The organism is Algoriphagus resistens, from assembly GCF_001442615.1.
In the GTDB taxonomy this organism is placed as follows: Bacteria; Bacteroidota; Bacteroidia; order Cytophagales; family Cyclobacteriaceae; genus Algoriphagus; species Algoriphagus resistens.
The window spans coordinates 53,755-74,226 of record NZ_LMXN01000007.1; the positions used below are offsets into that span (position 1 = coordinate 53,755).

General features: G+C 42.5%; 13 protein-coding genes. 3 read left to right on the forward strand and 10 right to left on the reverse strand.

What is annotated here, in order from left to right:
- Nucleotides 1–77 precede the first annotated feature (77 nt).
- Nucleotides 78–2,783, forward strand: coding sequence for a hypothetical protein (locus AS141_RS13840; protein WP_057938270.1), 2,706 nt, complete (start codon nt 78–80; stop codon nt 2,781–2,783).
- A gap of 68 nt (nt 2,784–2,851) precedes the next feature.
- The gene (locus AS141_RS13845; RefSeq protein WP_057938271.1) at nt 2,852–4,507 is read left to right on the forward strand and encodes a mechanosensitive ion channel family protein; all 1,656 of its coding nucleotides are present in this window, start codon (nt 2,852–2,854) and stop codon (nt 4,505–4,507) included.
- Nucleotides 4,508–4,516: 9 nt separating this feature from the next.
- Here the strand turns inward: AS141_RS13845 and AS141_RS13850 are convergent, their stop codons facing one another.
- Genes AS141_RS13850 through AS141_RS13865 form a run of 4 tightly spaced genes read right to left on the reverse strand, consistent with a single transcriptional unit; the run spans nt 4,517 to nt 10,740 of the window.
- A complete protein-coding gene (locus AS141_RS13850; protein ID WP_157243478.1) occupies nt 4,517–6,130 on the reverse strand; it encodes a hypothetical protein in 1,614 nt (537 codons plus the stop codon).
- 1 nt (nt 6,131) lies between these two features.
- The gene (locus tag AS141_RS13855; RefSeq protein ID WP_057938273.1) at nt 6,132–7,286 is read right to left on the reverse strand and encodes a DUF4249 domain-containing protein; all 1,155 of its coding nucleotides are present in this window, start codon (nt 7,284–7,286) and stop codon (nt 6,132–6,134) included.
- Complete coding sequence (locus AS141_RS13860; RefSeq protein WP_057938274.1) at nt 7,286–10,021, reverse strand: TonB-dependent receptor; 2,736 nt, start codon at nt 10,019–10,021, stop codon at nt 7,286–7,288. Before AS141_RS13860 ends, AS141_RS13855 begins: the two co-directional genes overlap by 1 nt.
- A complete protein-coding gene (locus tag AS141_RS13865; RefSeq protein WP_057938275.1) occupies nt 10,018–10,740 on the reverse strand; it encodes a hypothetical protein in 723 nt (240 codons plus the stop codon). The genes AS141_RS13860 and AS141_RS13865 overlap by 4 nt, the downstream gene beginning before the upstream one ends.
- 111 nt (nt 10,741–10,851) lie before the next feature.
- Between AS141_RS13865 and AS141_RS13870 the strand changes: the two genes are divergently transcribed.
- Nucleotides 10,852–11,757 (forward strand): sugar phosphate isomerase/epimerase family protein, encoded by a 906-nt coding sequence (locus AS141_RS13870; protein ID WP_198293552.1) that lies wholly within the window; start codon nt 10,852–10,854, stop codon nt 11,755–11,757.
- A 90-nt stretch (nt 11,758–11,847) separates the two neighbouring features.
- Here the strand turns inward: AS141_RS13870 and AS141_RS13875 are convergent, their stop codons facing one another.
- From AS141_RS13875 to AS141_RS13900, 6 genes are all read right to left on the reverse strand, one after another.
- Nucleotides 11,848–13,014 carry a Gfo/Idh/MocA family protein gene (locus AS141_RS13875; RefSeq protein WP_057938276.1) on the reverse strand — a complete coding sequence of 389 codons (1,167 nt, stop codon included), beginning with the start codon at nt 13,012–13,014 and terminating at the stop codon, nt 11,848–11,850.
- 121 nt (nt 13,015–13,135) lie between these two features.
- On the reverse strand, nt 13,136–14,161 hold the full coding sequence (locus AS141_RS13880) for a sugar phosphate isomerase/epimerase family protein (protein ID WP_057938277.1): 1,026 nt from the start codon (nt 14,159–14,161) through the stop codon (nt 13,136–13,138).
- 138 nt (nt 14,162–14,299) lie between these two features.
- Nucleotides 14,300–15,511, reverse strand: coding sequence for a cupin domain-containing protein (locus AS141_RS13885; protein ID WP_057938278.1), 1,212 nt, complete (start codon nt 15,509–15,511; stop codon nt 14,300–14,302).
- Between the two features lie 95 nt (nt 15,512–15,606).
- On the reverse strand, nt 15,607–16,665 hold the full coding sequence (locus AS141_RS13890) for an aldose 1-epimerase family protein (RefSeq protein ID WP_057938279.1): 1,059 nt from the start codon (nt 16,663–16,665) through the stop codon (nt 15,607–15,609).
- 258 nt (nt 16,666–16,923) lie between these two features.
- Nucleotides 16,924–17,727, reverse strand: coding sequence for a 3-keto-disaccharide hydrolase (locus AS141_RS13895; RefSeq protein ID WP_057938280.1), 804 nt, complete (start codon nt 17,725–17,727; stop codon nt 16,924–16,926).
- Complete coding sequence (locus AS141_RS13900) at nt 17,724–20,417, reverse strand: c-type cytochrome (RefSeq protein ID WP_057938281.1); 2,694 nt, start codon at nt 20,415–20,417, stop codon at nt 17,724–17,726. The genes AS141_RS13895 and AS141_RS13900 overlap by 4 nt, the downstream gene beginning before the upstream one ends.
- Between the last annotated feature and the right edge of the window lie 55 nt (nt 20,418–20,472).

Here is a 20,472-nt window from a genome sequence, read left to right on the forward strand (position 1 = left end):
CCTTGGATTCTCTTGCTTTTGTGGGGGTTTCTTAGGTCTGATTTTTGTAATATGCCATCTGAATCATCCTTGAGCCTGTGAAGATCTGGAAAAGCCTACTTACTCTTGTCACCACTATACTCCTTGCCGGAGTCGGCTTTTGGATCTACAAATCCTACTTTTCATCCCGCCAAGTAAACAGTCTAGAAGTAATCAGTCAAAATGCAGTTTTTGTTTTCGAGACATTCGAGGGTGCTGCTCAGTGGAATACTTTAGTCAATGATCCTGTTTGGGATATTCTAAAAACCTTTCCGGCATTTCAAAGATTAGCTGATCAACTGATCACGCTAGACAGTCTTAATGGAGGATCTGGCGAAATCGCACAATCTATTAACGGACAACAAGCTACGGTCAGCCTTCATTCTACTGGCTCTGAGACGTTTGATTTACTTTTTACCGTAAATCTCAATCCCTCGACAGCAACAGATTTCATAGACGAAATCAAATCCCGAATTCCTTCAGGATCAAGATTCCAAACCCGAAAATACTCTGATAAAGATGTGTTGGAATATTACGACTCCGAAAACAACAGACTTTGGAGTATCTCATTACTTGGAGATCTGGCAGTACTGTCTTCTTCCTCCTTCTTAGTGGAAGAGGCTATCCGCTTCTACGCAAACGAAGGCCAGCCTAGCTATTATTCCCTGGTAAAATCAATACCATATAATTCAGAAGTGCAGGGAAGACTCCTTCTGGCAGGCAAAGGAATAGCCAGTTTGCTGAAGGGAGTCGGTGGACAACGAGAAAGCAATACAATTTCCGCCTTGGAAATCATGCAAGGAGTGGTGGCGATGGATTTAATTCTGGAAGAAAACCAACTGGTCTTCAAAGGGCCTGTGATCTATGAAGAGGATGTTGATTTTACACCTTCTATCCAGGCCAATCTTGCTGCTATCGAAGAGGCTATCTCCAATCGCACGCTTGCCCTCACTCAAATCAATCTCAAAAGCATATACGAAACCCAAAAAATCGTAAACCGGGCATTTACAGCTAGGGCAACTTTTAGCGGAGATATCCAGCGCAAGATCTTAGACAAGGGTTTTCTGGACAGTTTTACCGGAGAATTGTATTTACTTGATCTGGAAAATTCAGGCGGGGCAGAAAAAAATCTAGCACTGCTAGCACGGACTAGGGATGCCGCACTGGCTATTCAGCAACTTAAGGAATTTCAAGAAAACGAAAGCGACGAGGGGTCTGATTTCTATTTAGGTCATGAGATTCTCTACCTATCCGAGGAAGATTTCCCTGCGCATTTATTTGAAGGCAAATTCCCGGGATTTGGGCAGACTTTTATCACTGCTGAGAATGAAGTTCTGATTTTGACAAATTCCCAGCAGGGAATGAAGCTCATTTTGGAGGACATTAATTCTGGGAACACCTGGGGTAAATCGCCTAGAGCGCCTAAAGCCAAAAAAGACTTGCTTCCAACTTCAGGGTTTAGCCGCATCTTTTTGACAGACCTAGTTTGGGATCTTTGGACTAAAAAATCCAATCCATCCTGGAGTTCCTTCCTTCAGAAATATTCCGAAGCTTTCAAGTCTTTCCCATGGGTCTCCTTCAGGATAAACCAACTCCAAGACAGAACTGAAGCCACATTGACTTTCCCCTATGACGGAACATCCAAGCCGAAGATAGAGACCACAGATGCAATCTCTCTGCAGCCAAGTAATCGAATTTCATTTGCCCAACGATTGATTTACGGTCCTAAAGCTATCATCAATTACCAGGACAATACGGAAGATTTGCTCGTGCAAGACCAAAGCAATGTCCTGCATCTGATCAATTCGGCAGGTCAGGAAGTTTATTCGGTAGCTTTATCAGGACCGATAATCTCAGATGTATTTCAAATTGATTACTATAAAAACGGAAAACTTCAATTGTTGCTAGCCACTGAAAACCGAATCTATGGGATTGATAGACTTGGTAATTCCCTACCAGGATATCCCTTTGATGTGAACAGCGAAAGTATCATCCAGCTAAACCTCGTGGATTACAGTAATACTAAAGACTATCGATATTTCATCAGTACAGCTGAAGGTAATCTGTATCTGATAGATAAAACCGGAGAAAAGTTAGAAGGATGGGATCCTAATCCCATTGGGGCTAAAACTATCGGCCCGCCTGCACATCACAGAGTACCCGGCAAGGGGGACTATATGGTAGCTTTGACAGAAAACGGAAGGCTTCAACTTTTCAACAGAAGGGGAGAAAGTCAATCCGGCTCTTCAGTCAAACTCGGAGAATCTTTCAACTCCGGCTTGATGGCTTACAGAAATCCAAAATCACGATCCACACAGCTTGTCGGCATTACAAAAAATGGAGAGGTCATTCACTCAAATTTTAACGGTGAAATCGGATATAGAAACCAATTGATCAAAAATGATCGAGATAGTGAATTCGTACTTGTCCCAGATCAAAAGCAAAACGATTTTATCCTTATCTCCCGCCAGTTTAATGAAGTAAGTGTGCTAGATCGAACAGAAAGAACACTTTTCAGCACTCGCGTGTCTGATGAAAATCTTATATACCAATATTTTGATTTTGGCTCCAATAGACAATTATTCGCTATAACAGATCTTAACCAAGGATTTGGCTATCTCTATGATCTCAAAGGAAACCTACAAACCACTATGCCGCTGGAAAGCACCGGTCCGATCCAGATCACTTATCAGTCGTCTCTCGACCAATATTTGATCAGGACCGTGAATGGCTCCACACTTATCGAATTCCAATTGGCAGAGTAGGCATATGGGTATTTTCTTTGGCTTAGCCTGACGATTGGCTAACTTGCGAAAAATCACCGATACGACTAATGCTGAAAAAGTACTTCCTGCTACTCTATCTACTTCTTTGGGTTAGCACACACACTTTTGCCCAACTGATTTCAGACAATCAGGATATTTATGAAGTAGGCAACTCCATTAATCTGACCTCTCCCTATCACACCACACTTTCTTTTTTTTATAACCTTGAAGAAGGTCATTATAATCCGGAAAATGCGGCTAAGACACTTGACCTTTCTGATGTTAAGGATCAAAATGGCCAGCGTTTAGCAGTAAAACTGAAGCAGATTTTTGAAGGAAAGGGAATATTAATTCGAACAAACGAAATACCAAACGAACAAAACTACTCAGACAGCACCTCCACATCGAAGGAAAACATCTACTATTTTGATAAAAAGAAGCTACCAGGAATTTTTCTTCAGAAAACTGGAAACAGTTGGAAATATTCAGCTTTCAGCGTCAGCCAGATAGATGAACTTCACTCGGAAACTTATCCCTATGGCACTGCAAAACTGCTTAATATTCTTCCAAAAATTGGGAATCAAGAATATTTAGGACTCCATTTGTGGCAATTGGTGGGTCTGTTTATCCTTCTGTTGCTGGTTTTCCTTTCGCATTGGATTTTCACCTTAGTGGTGGACAAACTAATGCTCTATCTTTTCAAGCGTTATGGCTACGGGAAAGTCGGAGAAGATTATATCCTGCCAGTGGCAAGAGTGGTCAGTCTCTACTTGATAGTGGTTTTACTCTCACTTTTTATACGGGTACTCCAGCTTCCTATTGAGATTTGGTCTTGGATTCTAATCATGTTACGTACACTCAAGCCATTCCTGATTACCATCATTTTCTACAAATTGGCTGATATAGTAGCGGCTTACTTTACTAAACTAGCCACTAAAACCGAGTCTACCCTAGACGATCAACTGGTTCCCTTGATGCGCAAAACGCTTAAGGCATTTGTGATTGTGATAGGGACGTTGTTTATCCTACGAGATGGTTTAAACCTTGATATTATCCCATTCCTGACAGGTCTTTCCATTGGGGGTGTTGCGATTGCCTTAGCGGCACAGGATACGATCAAAAATTTCTTCGGTTCTGTTATGATTTTCATTGACAAACCTTTTCAAGTAGGTGACTGGATTACATCAGGTGAAATCGATGGAACTGTAGAAGAAGTGGGATTTAGATCTACGCGAATCCGAACATTCAGAAACTCATTAATGTACGTGCCCAATGGAAAGATTGCAGATGCTATCCTGGATAATCATGGCCTCCGTCAATACAGAAGGTTTTACACTACTTTGACAATCACATACGACACCCCTCCAGAGCTGATCGATGAATTCGTAAAAGGTTTGAGAGAGATCGTGCTAGCTCATCCCAGCACCCGAAAGGAGGCGTTTCATGTCTACTTCAACAACTTATCCTCCTTCAGCCAGGATATTATGTTTTACATTTTCTTCGAAGTACCTACTTGGGGGGAAGAATTGAGGTGTCGACATGAGGTATTGGTTCAGATCGTGAAACTTGCCAATTCGATTGGGGTACGCTTTGCCTTCCCTACCCAAACCTTACACATGGAATCTTTTCCTGAAAAGAAAACGCTTGTGCCAGAGTATAGTGGCGGATATGAAGCAAAAGTCACTGATTTTGTACAACGCGAGTTAAAGCGTAAAAACGAGTAGCAAATACGCTTACTTCACTTCAAAAGTCTGCAGGTAGTTTTTCGATTCCCCTTGTCGAGTAGTCGTTTTAACCTTAACCAGATATTTTCCTTTTAGCTCAGGAACCTTGATTTCTATTGAATTGCCAGGATCGGAGATTCCGGGAATTTCAGACCAGTACAATACTGTTCTCCAGTCCATGATATTCTCATCCTGACCAGGAGCATCAAATAAAGAGGCAGCAGACACCACTTTGGGTTGGATTCCTTCGTAGTCAAGGTAGATCCCGTTTGAAGGAATAGGAAATCCACCAAAATCATTTTTGTAAGAACTGAAGCTCATCACTCCCGGGTATTTTTCTTCATTTAAGTAAAAGGTTCGGGTCAACACTTCAAGTTTTTCAAAATCCTTTGGGTCAAAAGCTGCCAGCAAATCTGAATCAAACACTGGCAATGCATCTATCAGCATAAGTGGATTGGAATCAAAACCAGCATCCATCACTTCATCTAAAGCCCGGAATTCCTTCTTCTTTTTGATCGTCCTTACTGAAATCTCGGGTACATATTCCTTGATTACTGTCGCCACCGTTTCAAAGCGAGTATAATCATCCAACATATAAACTCTATCCTCTACAAAACCGGTGACTACCGGAAATAAACTTGCATCGAACTCATTGACAAAATACCCTTCTACTTGGCCTCCTTTCAGCAATTGCTCAAGAAGAGCCTGATCCTCTGGACTTATTTCAAGTTCGGGAAAAACAAAGGTGCTTTTAAAACGTGTAACCGGAGCTGGTGAAACAATCCCAAAATCCAACAAGCTCTCATTCCCATCAGCCTGGGCGACTAAGTATTTCCAGTTTTTCATCCCACCTGCATCAATGAATAAACTCCCATTCGCATCAGGTCGATCCGTGAAAAGGGCTGACTTTTCACCATGCAGCGATAAGTAATACAACTTAGTAGTATCGACAGAAGCTCCCTCTACTTTGGCTTCGATTACATGCCCAAAAAGCTCGGGGATCAAACTGTGCTCTTCAATAGAATCATAAGCCCTTGCTGATGAAATCTTCTCTTGGTCAGCCAAAAATGGATTGTCTGACGCTATACTTACCTCACTTATGTTGATGCCATTCGGTAAGCCTATTTTCAAAACTTCCCCTGATATGATATTCTGGGAAAAAATAATGTCGTTTGAAACTTGAGTTTGAGTGACTCTGCTTCCTTCAGCGACTACTGTTGGCGGTGCATTTCTATTGAAAACCGTGATAAATTTCTGAACCAAACCTTCCTCCAGATTTTGGTAGGGGCTCACTCGGGTAAATACACGTAAGAGATAATTATCAGATGGCAGATTAGTCGGAAGCAGAAGAAAATTAAAACTTTGCCCCTCCTCCAAAGGCATTTTTGCGATAGCGACTGACTCATTATATCGATTGACAAGTTCGGCGTAGATGATCTTTGATTCTGCAGGAGAATTATTCTGCATTGCCTGACTGGCTATCCAAACCCGCTCGCCTCCAAAATATATTGTCTTGGGAATAGAAAAATCCACTGTCTCCACCGCAAGATCCTGACTGGATGCTAATGGGGAAAAGCCTAGGTTTAGTAAGAGAAATACGAAAATTCTATGTGATAAGCCCATATTAATCCTCCCAGAAATCAGGTTTAACATTTGTCCCTCTCAATGTACAATCCGTACAGCGGCGAATAGCTCCTTGAAAGCCTATCGGAGAGAAAGCCCCATCGGGGATAATCGGAAGGACGGGAACAAAACTCCCACTACCGAATGATTGTCCGTAACTATCTCTCCTTATAGTATCAGGCTCAATAAAACAACTATAATAATCAGGTTCTACCGCTCTCCATGGGGTCACTTCCCTTACATTGATGTAAAATCGCTTTTGCTTCACGGTACCAAGACTCACATATCCAACTACAGGCGCATCAGAATTTTGATCATTCTTGATATTTCCTCCAATGTTTGAAGGTAAAGGGCTGAAAATAGAGCCGAGATCATTTGAGTTTTTGCGAAGGATTTCCCAAAATTCAGAAGCCTTCTTATCCAATGCCTTTTGGGAAATCAAAATACTATAACGCACAGACAGCCGCTCATCATCCTGCAATATCTGTGTAATTGATTGTCTGAAAACAAACTGATCTTCGAACCGTGAGGAAGTTTCTAAAATCAAATCAGCGCTAACGGATCCTCTATAGCATAAGTCCGTCCGCTCATCCAGATCCCTGATGACCACATCTCCCAGCTCTGCATCGTAGGTATAAGAAGTAGGGATTTTAGGGCGAAATGCATAAGTTTCTTCATATGTCCATAGAAAATCATCTGCATTTTCATCTCCTTTGGTAGTAACATATATCTCTGCTCCTTGTTCATTCCTCTCAAATCCCACATCAATTATCTCCGGGGTCAGAATCGGTTTAATTAAATCTGAGGTGTAGCTTATCCCTTCGTTGGTAGCTATATAGAGCCTATAATTTTCATCCTCGGGAATATCGTAAGCGAATTCAAATTTCCCGAATCCCATATCAGTCAATGGATATTCTACTCCTGATTCTGATCTAAGATACACTATGGCACCTGGATAGCTTGGCTCTGATGAATCCTCTGTTTGGATATTCCTGGTATAACTGAGCTTTAGCGTACTTGGCAGACCTTCTGTATCCAAATAACCCTCCACTACCAATACAGAAAGATCAGCAGGCGCTATATCCGGATAGAACGGCTCCCTACACCCAGTGGTGAATAAAGCACATAAAAAGATAAGAGTGGCTAATCTATCCATCAGAATCGGAAATTATAAGTAATAAATGGAATAGGCTTCGCAAAGATCGACAGCTGGTACCCCCTTAGCTGCCCTTCCACGGGAGTGTAGTACACTGAATAGGGGTTGCTTCTGCCCAAAAGGTTGTAAACTCCAAGTGACCAGGACGAGTGAGCAAGTTTCTTAACCTTATGGCTTCCTTCTAAATTAACTGAAAAATCTACTCTGAAGTAATCAGGAATTCTATAGGCATTTCTCTCAGAGAAATAAACACGCTCCGAGCCGGCATAATCAAACTTAGAAATCGGTAAAGTTATTGGCCTTCCCGTACTGTAATTCAAATTCAGCGATGTATTTACCCGTTTGCTCAATTCGTAATTAGCAGTGAGCACCAAGTGGTGCGGCTGGTCAAAATTACTTGAATAATAGCTGCCGTCGTTGATTTTCTCAATGCTGGGTTCATCGGAAGTCTTCATTAGAGACCGCGAGTAGGTGTAGGCCAAAGATCCTCTGAGTAATCCTGTGCTTTTCTTCAATAGGAGTTCTACCCCATACGCCTTTCCGTCTGAGTTTAATACATCCTGTTCTATATTTTCATTGAGGATAATACTGGCTCCAGACCTATAATCAAGCAGATTTGCCATGTATCGGTAATAAACCTCCGTAGAAAATTCTAGCTGATTTTTTGCAAGGTTTCGATAATAACCTACAGATGCTTGCCCGCCAGTCTGTGGTTTGATGTACGTATCGCTCAACTTCCAAGAATCTGTGGGGGAAATCGATGAAGTATTTGACAACAGGTGAATATTCTGCCGCATCGTATTGAAACCTGCTTTTAGAGAAGATTTATTATCCAAAATATAGCGGGCCGACACCCGGAATTCCGGTCCATGATACGTTTTCACCGTTTCTCCTTCCCCAAATGTTTCTTCTCCTATTACATTGCTTTCAGTGATGGGTGCTCCCGGAACATACTCATTCACTGTCATCGGTCCCTGTAATTGGTATAGCATATACCTGCCTCCATAACTCAACGACAGTTTTTCGGATACCCTAAATTCATCGCCGAAATAAACAGAAATTTCGCGGGCATTTTCCTCATCAAGTTCCTTGTTGATCACAATAGATTCAGGACCATAGGGAGTATTCTGACCTGGATTCAACGAATATTGAATTCCATGCATGCCAAAGTTTAGGATATGCTTATCACCCTTCCTGTATTCAAAATCAGCTTTCAGGAAGAGCTGATGAACATCAAAACTAAAGTTGAAAGAATTCAACGGGTTTTCTTGGCCGATTATTCCAAATTCATAATTATCACTACCAACTGTAAACCTGCCTTCCAACTCATCATTAAAAAAGTGCTTCCAACCCAATGCTACATTTAAATTCTGGTAGGAATAAGTCGTATCCGGATCAAACCGGAAATCGTCTTGGCTTAAATAAGCTGTTAATTCTAGGGTGTTCTTATCATTGAGGTTATGCTGTATGTTCGCGTTGATATCATAAAAAGTAATTTTGCTGTCATTCAAATCAGCATCATCATCCAGTAGATTCAACGCCCAGTCTGAATATGTGGTCCTACCGCCAACTATGAAGTTTGTTTTTTTGCCTAGTGGCCCATCCAGACTAAGTCTGCTTGTCAGAATACCTATTCCTCCAGAGCCGCCTATTTTATCCGATCTCCCAAACTTTGGATCAACTTGCAATACTGAGGAAAGTCTTCCTCCATAATTCACAGGAATGGATCCTTTATAGAGTTCTACTCCGTTTACGATGTCTGCGTTAAATGCCGAAAAAAATCCGAATGCATGGGTAGGATTGAAAATTGTGGAATTTCCGTACAAAATCAAATTCTGATCTGCTGCACCACCACGCACATTAAATCCTGAAGTAGCTTCACCCACAGTATTTACCCCCGGCATTATCAAAATACCTTTGAGAACATCCACCTCACCCAAGACTGCGGGAAGTTTTTTCACATCTGCGATGCTGATAGACTGCACACCCATGTCGAGTTTATTGACATTGGACAATGCTCCTGAACTCACTACAACTTCATCCAATGAAAGTATGGTCTCTTCAATACTCATGTTGAGAACACCATCCCCTTTCAGGTCTATCTGCCTCTGCTCTTGATAGCCACCAATATTTTGAACCCAAATCGTATGCCTTCCTTTCGGCAGGGTTAATTGATACACTCCGTTTTGATTGGTAGCAGCTTGATTATATTCCGTTTTTTCTAAAACTATGGCTCCATTCATCGGCTTGCCTGATTCTATGCTCGTCACCACTCCGCTTAAAACCGCTGTTTTAGACTGGGGATTTTCACTGGACTTTCCTATAACAAAGCGTTTGTTCTTATCAAACATACCCAGAGAATCCCCGGCTTTTGCCAGCTTATCCTGTCTCTGCTGAACCAAAAAATAATCCTTCGAAAAATCAATTAGTATTCGTTGTCCTTTGCTTACCCAGATCCGATTTGAAGCATCTATAGCGTAAATCAAATCGGTTCCTTCAAAAACCTGATCCAAAACTAACCTAATTTCTGAATCAGTAGCCTGAAGATTGACCTGAAGATTTTCTACGTCCTCCTTTTTGTAGTAAAATTGAAAATCAGTTTCTGACTCTATTCTCGCAGCAAATCTTTCAAATGGCATTCCCAGATATATCCCAGATAGCCTTGTGGGAGTTGTCTGGGCTTTCAGATCAGCGAAAAAGCAGGAAACTAAAACTAACAGTAGAATTTTTTTCATTCGACAAACCCGTTAAATGTCCCAGCCTGAGTTTCCCGAAGTGTAACCAATTCTAAAATATATTTCTCTTTATCCATAGAAAAATAGAGAGACTTCCCTTTCAAGTATTTTTTCACATCTCTCTTATTCAATCCCAAGCTTTTAATTGCCTGATTTTTCTTTCGAACAAGAACAAATTCATCGGAGTGCCAATAGAAGTAATCGGTTTTTTCAACAAACCTGTAGGTGTATCTACCTACTTCTTTGGTTGGTTCTCTATACTTATAGTGCTTCACCAGGACGTTGACCTCTCCTTCTTTTATCACTTTATAAAATCCATTCTTGTTAGGAATGTAAGATTCATTCCCTGAAAATTTTCTAAATAAACTTCCATCGTTGAGTTGAAATTCTTCAACTTTCTCGGGCTTAATTAGGATCTTCTGGCGGTAAATCGGGTGGAATGTGATCACTACATCAGCATTCTCATCATATAAAAGTGGTACTTCGGTATAGCTTATTTTATTGATCGACAGCGTACCTTCTCCGAATTTTCGATCCATGTAATAGGGATCTCCCTCATAATTCATTGGGGGCTCCTGATATTGACCTCCAGTGATTATTTCCTGAAAATAAGGTAACTGCTCCTTATATAGGGACAAATAGCTTTGTGACTGCCCATACAAGTTTGCAGTTCTTATAAAAAACAGAAGAAAAAGTGTGAAAAAGTTTATTTTTAGCATATGTTCGATACTATACTAGATCAGATTAAATTCTATTTCATACGGAATAATTTGAACGGTAATTAGGATGTTTGAATGGATATACGCGCTAAATTTTTCAATAAACCTATAATGAAAAGAAGAAACTTACTCAAATCTATTGCCCTTGGAGCAACTGCACTCCCGTTGACAACGGCACTTGCTGCTACGACGAAGAAAAAGGAAGCAACGATACAATTTTCCTTAAATACTAGTACGTTACGTGGTCAAAAACTCAATCTGCCACAAATTATAGAAATCGCTGCAAAAGCTGGATATGATGGAATAGAGCTCTGGATATCTGAGATGGAAACCTACCTAGACTCAGGCAAATCTTTAGCCTCACTTAAAAAACTATTTGATGACGCAAAGATAATTCCTGTAAATGCCATTGGATTTGCACCCTGGATGTCCCAGGATATAACTAAGAGCAATGCTGGTTTTGAGCAAATGGAAAAGGAGATGGGCATGCTTGCTGAGATTGGTTGCAAACGGATAGCTGCCCCTGCTATCGGGGCCACAGATCCCGTAGATTTGCTGGTTGCCGGCGCGCAGTATGCGAAGCTTCTGACACTCGGAAGAAAAACCGGTGTTATGCCGCAACTGGAATTCTGGGGAGCATTCCCTCCCTTCCATCACTTGGGACAGGCTTTGGCTGCTGCAGCGGCAGCAAACGATTCAGATGCTCGAATCCTTCCTGATATATTTCATTTATTCCGGGGAGGTTCAGGTTTTGAAGGTTTGAAACTCCTCAATGGAAATGCCATCGAGGTTTTTCATATGAACGATTTCACCAGTAAACCCCGATTAGCGCAAAAAGACAGTGATAGGATTTATCCCGGAGATGGCATAGCACCATTGAAAGAAATAGCTGCAACGTTCAAAGCGATGGGTGGAACCAAAATTATGTCTTTGGAGCTTTTCAATGAAACCTATTGGGCCCAGGACGCACAGGAAGTCGCCAATACTGGACTGAAGAAAATGAAGCAGTTTTTTTGATAGAATCAACCACAGGATATACAAAAGCAGGAAGAGATGCTCTTCCTGCTTTTGGGATTTTTTCTATTTCTGACTTTACACTTCAGCCTTTCACACTTTCTCTACCCACTCCACTCCGGTGTCTTTCCAAGCCCGTTCATTTGCAGAGTTGATTACAGCTTCACAGACTTTTTGTGTCTCAAATGCATCCCGGAAAGTAGGATGACAAGCCTCCCCTGTTTCCAAGCTATGGAAGAAGTCAGCCACCTGATGAATAAAGGAATGCTCATAGCCGATGGAGGTGCCTGGAATCCACCATCTACCCATGTATGGATGATCTCCGTCAGTCACGTGAATTGATCTCCAGCCGCGGACCTGGCCTTCATCGTTGTGATCGAAATACTCCAGACGGGTCAAGTCATGTAGATCCCAGCGAATAGAGGCATGCTCTCCATTGATCTCAAATGTGTAAAGTGCCTTATGTCCTCTTGCATATCGAGTAGCTTCAAATAAGCCCAAAGATCCGTTGTCAAAATGACAATGGAATACGCATGCATCATCAATCGTTACTTTTTTCTTTTCGCCCGTACCCTGATGAACACGCTCTTTGATAAAGGTTTCAGTCATGGCCGAGACATCTTTGATACCTCCATTTAGCCACATAGCCGTATCAATGCAGTGTGCAAGCAAATCCCCGGTAACACCTGAACCAGCAGCATCAGCATCCAGTCTCCAAAGTGCATCACCTCCCTGGGGTAAATCCGGGCTGATGGTCCAATCCTGAAGGAAGTTTGCCCGGTAATGAAAAATCTTGCCGAGCTTACCGGAAGCCACAACCTGCTTTGCTAAAGTCACAGCGGGCACTCTTCTGTAGTTATACCAAACTGTGTTTTTCACTCCCGCTTTTTCCACAGCCTTCACCATGCCTTCAGCTTCCGCTACAGTTCTTGCCAAAGGCTTTTCGCATAGAATCATTTTACCCGCTTCAGCAGCTGCTATCGCAATTTCTGAATGGGTATCATTAGGAGTACAGATATCCACTGCATCGATATCGTCTCTCTTTAGGAGTTCTCTCCAATCTGTCTCCACCGATTTATATCCCCATTGATCCGCAAAAGCCTGGGCTTTATCAGCTCTTCTGGAACAACAAGCCTGCAAAACTGGGACATATTCGTACTCCGGAAAAAAGTCAGGTACTCTTTTGTATCCATTGGTATGTATTCGCCCCATCAGTCCTGTACCGATAAGACCTATTCTGATATGTTTCTTTTCTTTCATTATCTGCATTGTTTATTGTTAAAGTTCACTTCTGGATTTTTTATTCATCATTCGATTTTTATCATTAACTAAAAAACATCTAAACTTAATTTTGAATGATGAATGCTGAAAGTCCAATAAGTTAAGACCACCCGTGAGCATTTCTTACTTTCACTAGCGCAGCAAGAATATCATTCCAGGTCTGTTGACTATTCATGACTTCATTGGGAAACATACATCCATCCCAGCAAATGTGCCTGAAAGCTTTGGTCAACTCACCTTTTTCATCGCGAAGCCAGTACCCTGCGTCATGCGCTATATCCAAGACGCCATTCGGATCAGTGGCTTGGCAGTGTCTCCCTGTCTTATCATGGGATCCCGAACCAAAGACCGAACCATCATTTTGTGCTACATGAAAATCAATCGTCCAGGGACGGAGGGCATCTGTCACAGTTTTTAAAGCGGCTTTGACCGCCTCACGATCATTGAGATCAGCGTCCTTTGGGAGAATTCTATGCTCCGGCGCATTATAACCCAAAGTATAAAGGAATGTATGGGACATATCTGCCTGGAATCCAATATTCGGTCTATCAACCATTTCCAGTAGTTCTACCATATATTTCCAGCTGTGCATTGCTCCCCAGCAGATCTCTCCTTCAGTAGCCAATTTTTCTCCATAGCCAGCAGCCACATCACAGGCCTCGCGAAATGTTTCTGCTATGATTTTGGTATTTCGGGCCGGATCTTTTGCCCATTCTTCTACTCCTGCTGCAGAATCTATCCTGACCACTCCATAGTGGCGGACATCTAGGTCATTGAGCTGTTTGCCAAATTCACAAGCCTTTCGCACCATCTCGACGAAAGTCTTCCGCTGATCAGCGGTGCCCATAGCAGAACCCGCCCAGATCGGAGCGACCAATGAACCGGCGACAAGGTTATGTTTTTGAAGTTTTTCCGCCAAGATCTTCGTCTCATCAGGATCATTGAGTGTGAAGTGGGGCTCAAGCAAACCTAGATCAAGACCGTCAAATTTCACTCCGTCTACTTCAGCTGCTGCAGTCATCGCCAGAAGGGAATCGAAGGGAATTACCGGTTCAGAATCAGCCCCTTTACCGACTATTCCAGGCCAGGTGGCATTATGTAGTTTAGGAAAATTATTTTGGCTCATGGTATTATGGGTTAATAGTTATTAAAAGCCGGAAGACCGAAGGCAGATGGCCAAAGCGTCTTTGACCAACAGACCCCATGTCATCCTCATTTGTTGTTTTTTTATTACTGTCTATCTAAAACTGAATACTTCCTCTGTTTACTCCCACACGGTTAAATCTGGATTATCAGGACCAAAGTGCTTCAGCATAACAATAGGATCGGTTTTGGAATGATTGGTAATTTTCACCCCAGCTTGCGCAGCTTTCTCACTGACGAAATACTCATCATGTGTCAGCTGACCAAATCGGATAAGTGCAGGCGTTTCGATATCCCACTCATTCATTTTGCCATATCCCTGCATCATTATCATTCCATAGGCAGCAGCATCTTTGATCGTTACAGTCTGGCCCGGGTAGATTGTCAACTCCTTGGCACTGTAGTCATGAGATCGATAGCAAATCCAACTATCGTGGTAACCTGCGGCGTGCATTTCCTCTTCATTTTGAACAGGAATCGGTTCCATAAAGCGGGTTTCAAGAAGATTAGGATTTACATTCAGTTCCCAATCAATCATCTCAACCAATAGGTCGTAATCTCCAACCCTATCCTTTGGTGTGGCATTCCAAAGCAATTCGTCTGGAATAATTGCTTCATTTACCAGAGACTGATACATCGCAAAAATGTCGGATGCTTTCTGCGGCTCGTAAGTACACAGTGATCCCGGTGCATGAAGCATTCCCGGAGGCACATCCCAACCCGTTCCCGGCTGAAGCTTAAATGCCTGTGAATAATTTGTTATCTTATTATCCCCTTTGTTGAAGTTCATCAGACATTCTTTGATCTGCGCTTTGGTCGTACCCGGAGCGATGCCGAAAAAGGTGTAGGGAAAATCTCCACCATGATTATTCAATTGTGGAGGGTAATAATACGCTTCAGGCTTGCCATTCTGCCCGGTGAGTTTTCCATATTCATCACTCGGGTGAATGTGATGTGGAAGTGGCCCCATATTATCAAAAAACTTGGAATACATAGGCCAGGACTTGTATTTGTCCCAAAGACGGCCGCCAATGATTTCTCCACCAAGTTCATCTACCGCATCTTTAAGAAGGAAAAGTTCAGTCTTACCACTATCCTCATACGCGATATGGCTTAGTCCTTCATTTTTGCTGGTGAGGGGACCATTTTCGGCAGGAGTAGTTGAGGAAAACCAGCGCTCATCTATACCTCCACGGTTACCGCCCAAGCAATAATAATCGTCTGGGTGAAGCTTAATTCTTCTTCCAGGAACACAAAACGACCGGGGCACCCAAGTTGGTGTTAATCTTAAAATTCCTTCTCCCTGCTCTAGGGCTTTTTTTGCTAAACTCATGGGTTTATTGATTTGAAATTTGAGGTTCCTTATTTGAAATTATGTCAAAACTTCGCTATTCATTAGTCAACATTCGATGTTTGACATGGTTAATTTTACATTTTAAATTCTTTCACTTTTGCTCCCCTTACTACTTCCAGTTTGATTTCATACTTCCTGCTTACTCCGGGGTTTAAGAAAATCAACGATCCATTTTCACGCGCCGCAGCCTGTCCAATTGGAGGATTTGTAGCAGGTTCCAACGCTGTTACATATTCATTTTTTCCCCAGTGTTGCCAGTTGATCAACCAAGGCATTTGTTTTTTTGAAAATGAAATACTTAATCCCAGTTCCAATTCATCATTCATATATCCACAGGTGACCTGATCATTCTTATCTGCTTTTGGATTTATGAAAGCCACATCTTCTCCAAATGCAGCGTGCGCTTCCAATGGTGCTGCGCATCGTGTGAATTTATGTTCCCTGTTAAATGATGAAATTGAAGCATCCGCGTCTTTTGACTGAATTTCGCCTTGCCAGACTATTCTGGTGCCTTCATTGATCAGTGGCCAACCACAATTAATATGGTAAAGTACCATATGGGGTGCTGGCGAATTACCCCGGTTGGTCACTTCATCTTTGATGTGGATCGCAGCCTCTCCAATAGTTCCCGAGATGGTTCTTTTTAATTCCAGACTCGGCCCAAATGTTGTTGTCTCACGGATTATCCCAGCAATTTCAAAATCCAGATTTCCTGAATATATATCAGGCTGTTTGACAGAAATCAGTTCCGCCGGAGTATTACTGTAATTGCCATGCAACCCTCGACTTCCGCTTTCATCTTCGTTGGGCGGTCCCATGGATGAAATCCCGCAGGTAGTGAACAGTCCTCCCCCGAATGTCCGCAGCCAGTCTATTCCCTGATTGGAAAAAGGCTGGGCCGCAACATGGCCAGCATTGCTTATCCAAGACAGACTGAACTCATTATGAAATGCATCTAAAATATCCATACCCCGATCCAAAACAACTTTAAACCGAAGTCCTGTGCCAGTATTGATCCAGGCGATACGGGTACCACGTCCTGCCCCATTATCAAGTATGGATGTTTCTATTCCGCCTAGTTGCCGGAAATTGGATAATTTTCCTTTCCAATTGGATGGATCTGAGAGGTTCATTCTGCGGTTTGAGACTAGTCTGTAATCTATTAAAAAGGGCTTCAGACACTGTCCTGCCCTATATGGGTTGCTTGTAAAAGCTCGGGAATAAGTTAGGAAATTTGCGGATGAGAAAGTTGCCGCTGATAAAAAAGTGCTGCAGTCGGGAGGTTGAAGCAAATTAAGTTTTAGTCACTTGATTCGAACTAGGGCAACAGGGAAAAAATGGCCCAAGTTTTATACCAAGGGCCATTCTAAATTTTTAATGCTAGTCTCCAACTATTGCTTCAACATAATCTGTTTATACTGCACTTTCATAGGAGGCCCTACATGCACCTGTACGCCAAGATAGCCCGATTCCAATCTGTTTTTAACATCTTCATCGTGCACCTCGGACATGAGTTGCCCATTTACATAATGTTGTAATACATTCCCTTTTGCTATGATATGAATGCTGTTCCATTCACCTGGTTTGATCATAGCGCCCAGCTCGGCACGGTCTCCGATTTCCTTTTCTAAGCTAAGTCCTTTCCAGGCGTTTCTCTCCACAAATTCGCGGGTCCCCACACCTTCCGGCTGAGTAGTTATCTTGGTTATCTGGCCTCTGTAAGCTAGCGTGGTACGCTTACGCTCCTCGTAATTTTGTCCAGTGTAATTATTCTTCCCGTCAATGTCAGCTTGATAGCCTTTCAAAGCATAAGGTACATCTTCCACCATTTCGCTCCTATAATTGATTCCGGAATTCCCGCTCTCAGAAATCTTAAATTCAGCTTTAAGCTCAAAATCCCCCGGCTGTCCTCCTTGCCAAATCAGAAACGTATTTGCTTTCAGCAATGTCTCAGGGGTAATTTCTCCTGTGATCGCTCCGTCTTTGACAGACCAGTACACAGGATCTCCTTGCCAACCTTCCAGGGTTTTACCATCAAAAATTGCTTCAAACTCAGCTTCCGATGAACTTATTGGCTCCAGTGCAGCAACATTACTTTGTGAAGGCTGCTGGCAATTCACCAACCCAATCACCATCATAGCTCCTACTGAGAGCGCTTCTACTTTAAACCATTTTGATTTTAATAAATTTTTCATTCTTCCGCCTGGGCTTTAGTTTGATACACTTCATGATTTGGGTTGCCTCCTGAAATCAGGTAAGCCATCAAATCCTTTAATTCCTCCGGGTTTAGTCTGTTGATCATACCTGGCATCATTATAGAGATTTTGGAGTCTTTGACCAACGCCACATTACTTTTTTCCACTTTACGCAGCACTTCAGGAGAGAAAGGATTTTGGGAAACTGAATAGCTGGTTTCATCTTCATTGACTATTCTTCCCATCACGGAACTTCCGTCATTTAGCTCAAGTACACTTGCTACATATTGCTCAGATATCTCATCGCTAGGGTTGATGGTAGCCTCCAATATATCTTTTGGAGAGAAACGGGTTCCTAACTGAGTCAAATCAGGACCGATCATTCCACCTTCACCTCCCAGTGTATGACAAGACAAGCATTGAGATGCCGCGAACATCGCTTTACCTCTGGCCAAATCTCTGCCACTTAGATTTACCATCAGTGAATCCGCCTCTTCCACTGTCCATCTTCTACCAGGACCCTCCGGTTGAATATCTGAATTCACCAAATCATTTCCGTTTCCAGTAAGCAAGGCTGCCCCAGAAAGCTCATTGTATTTATCAAAATCACTCTTAGGAACATGCGAAAGGGCCATTTTTCTAGCTCTGTCTATAAAACCAACATAACTACGGCCTCCTTTGTATTTGAAAGCATCTTGGATCCAGCTGAAGTATTTCTCATACAGCTCAGGCGTCCATCCTGCTTCTGCTCCACCAAGGACTGTGGCAAGATAAGTCTGCTGGGCAGGCGGAACATTTGCAAGCATATTTGCAATATCCAATCCGTATTGAGGATTTCTCATGATCAAGTCTGAAGAAGAAGTAAACGTCTTCTGATAGTCAGGGTCATCCTTTGCATTATCCAGCAAAGCCAGCGTCTTCTCCACAGCATTTGGTGCATCCAAATAAACAAGTAGCACTGCCAAAGCACGGTCAAGGTTATTATTATTGGCGGGGAAATTAGCGTCTAAGTAAGCTACCAGATCAGTTTTCAACGTACCTGACGGCTCTCCTTGTCTGGCAAGTATCAGCTCAAAAGCTCTCAATAAGTCTTGCTTTCCCTTTTCGTTGAGAGAACCATAATCAATCCCCATCAATGCCTGGATCATAGGTGCTCCCTGACCTTTAGCCGAATGACGGGACAAGGCAATAATCGCTTGAGTCAAGGTCACAGGATCCTTTTCTGCCAAAGCTTTAGCTTTCCAGGTACTGACAGGCTGATGTTCCACCGCAATTCTGGCTGCATACTGTACATATCTATCACTGTTTTTCAGATTCTCCCAAGCCAGCTCAAGCCCAGAAGCCGGGGCCCCTGCTACATGGAGAGCCTCCAATTCTCTTCTCAACTTAGCTTCTGCCGGTAGATCAGCCATTTGCAGCGGCTTCTTATCAGCCTCTTTGACATCACCATCATAATACACTCGATAGACATCTGACTCCAATCTTCTGCCTCCGGTCATAAAGTACATAGCACCATCAGGCCCTATTACACCGTCGGTCAATGGAAGAGGAGAACCCGAAATAAACTCTTCGGCTTTGGCTTCATAAGTACCTCCTTTTGGAGTCAACGTCATGGAATAAATAATCCCAAAGCTCCAGTCAAATGCAAAAAGAGATGTTCTATACTTCTCCGGGAATTTTGCTTCTGTTCCAAACATCACATTTGTAGGTGATCCTTGCCCAATATTTAAAATCGCAGGTAAATTATCAGGATAATTTGGAGACCATTTTTGGTTACCTGTTCTCCAGCCATACTCACTTCCAGAAGTCACGTGACAGATTCTCGTAGGTCTATACCAAGGCATACCAAAATCCCACTCCATATCTGAATCATACGTAAATAGATCACCCACTTCGTTGAATGCAATATCAAATGGATTTCTATATCCAGCAGATATCAGCTCCCAATGCTTGCCTTCAGGATCTATATTAGCCACCCATCCTCCTGGTGCCATCCTACTGTTTGCATGACCTCTAGGATCTTTGATTTCCGGAAACAGGTTATCTTCCTGCCATACCTTTGGCAGCCGGTAAGCATCCATTTCAGGAACATCGGTGTGGTTTCCTGCTACAATATATAGTGACTGCCCATCCGGTGAAAGCTTAATACTATGTGGTCCATGCTCACCAGGCTGTCCGGTAAATCCCTTGATCTTGGTCACTGATTCGTACTGATCATCACCATCAAGATCCTGGATTCGGTAAAGCCCCGTACTCTCTGCAAATTCCTCATTTCCGTGGTGGTTTACCATCACATAGATACTGTTGAATGCATACAGGAGCCCTTGCGCATATCCCATACCTACTTGTGGCTCTGCCACGTTCCCGATGATGAGTTTTTCTACTTTTGGAGTAATTGAATCAGCCCCTATCTCGGGGATTTCCAATCTGTATAGAAATCCATATTGATCGGCGGTGATCAGTCGGTCTTTGTCATCGAAGGTCATAGCCACCCACGACCCCTCGTCGTTTTCTCCAGGACTCAAGAGATGCTCTGCTACAAAACCGTCCGGAAGCTTGAGCTTGTCCAGCTTAGGGTTTCCGGTTAATTCCCGTTTGTTTTCATTTTTCTCCTCCGTAGTACAGGATACTGATACGAGTACAGCTGCAGAGAAAAGAAATAAATTTCTTATTGAATTTTTGAGGCGCATAGGGCTAATGTTAATGGATAGCAATAATTAGAATTTTAATTTGGTGATTAATTCT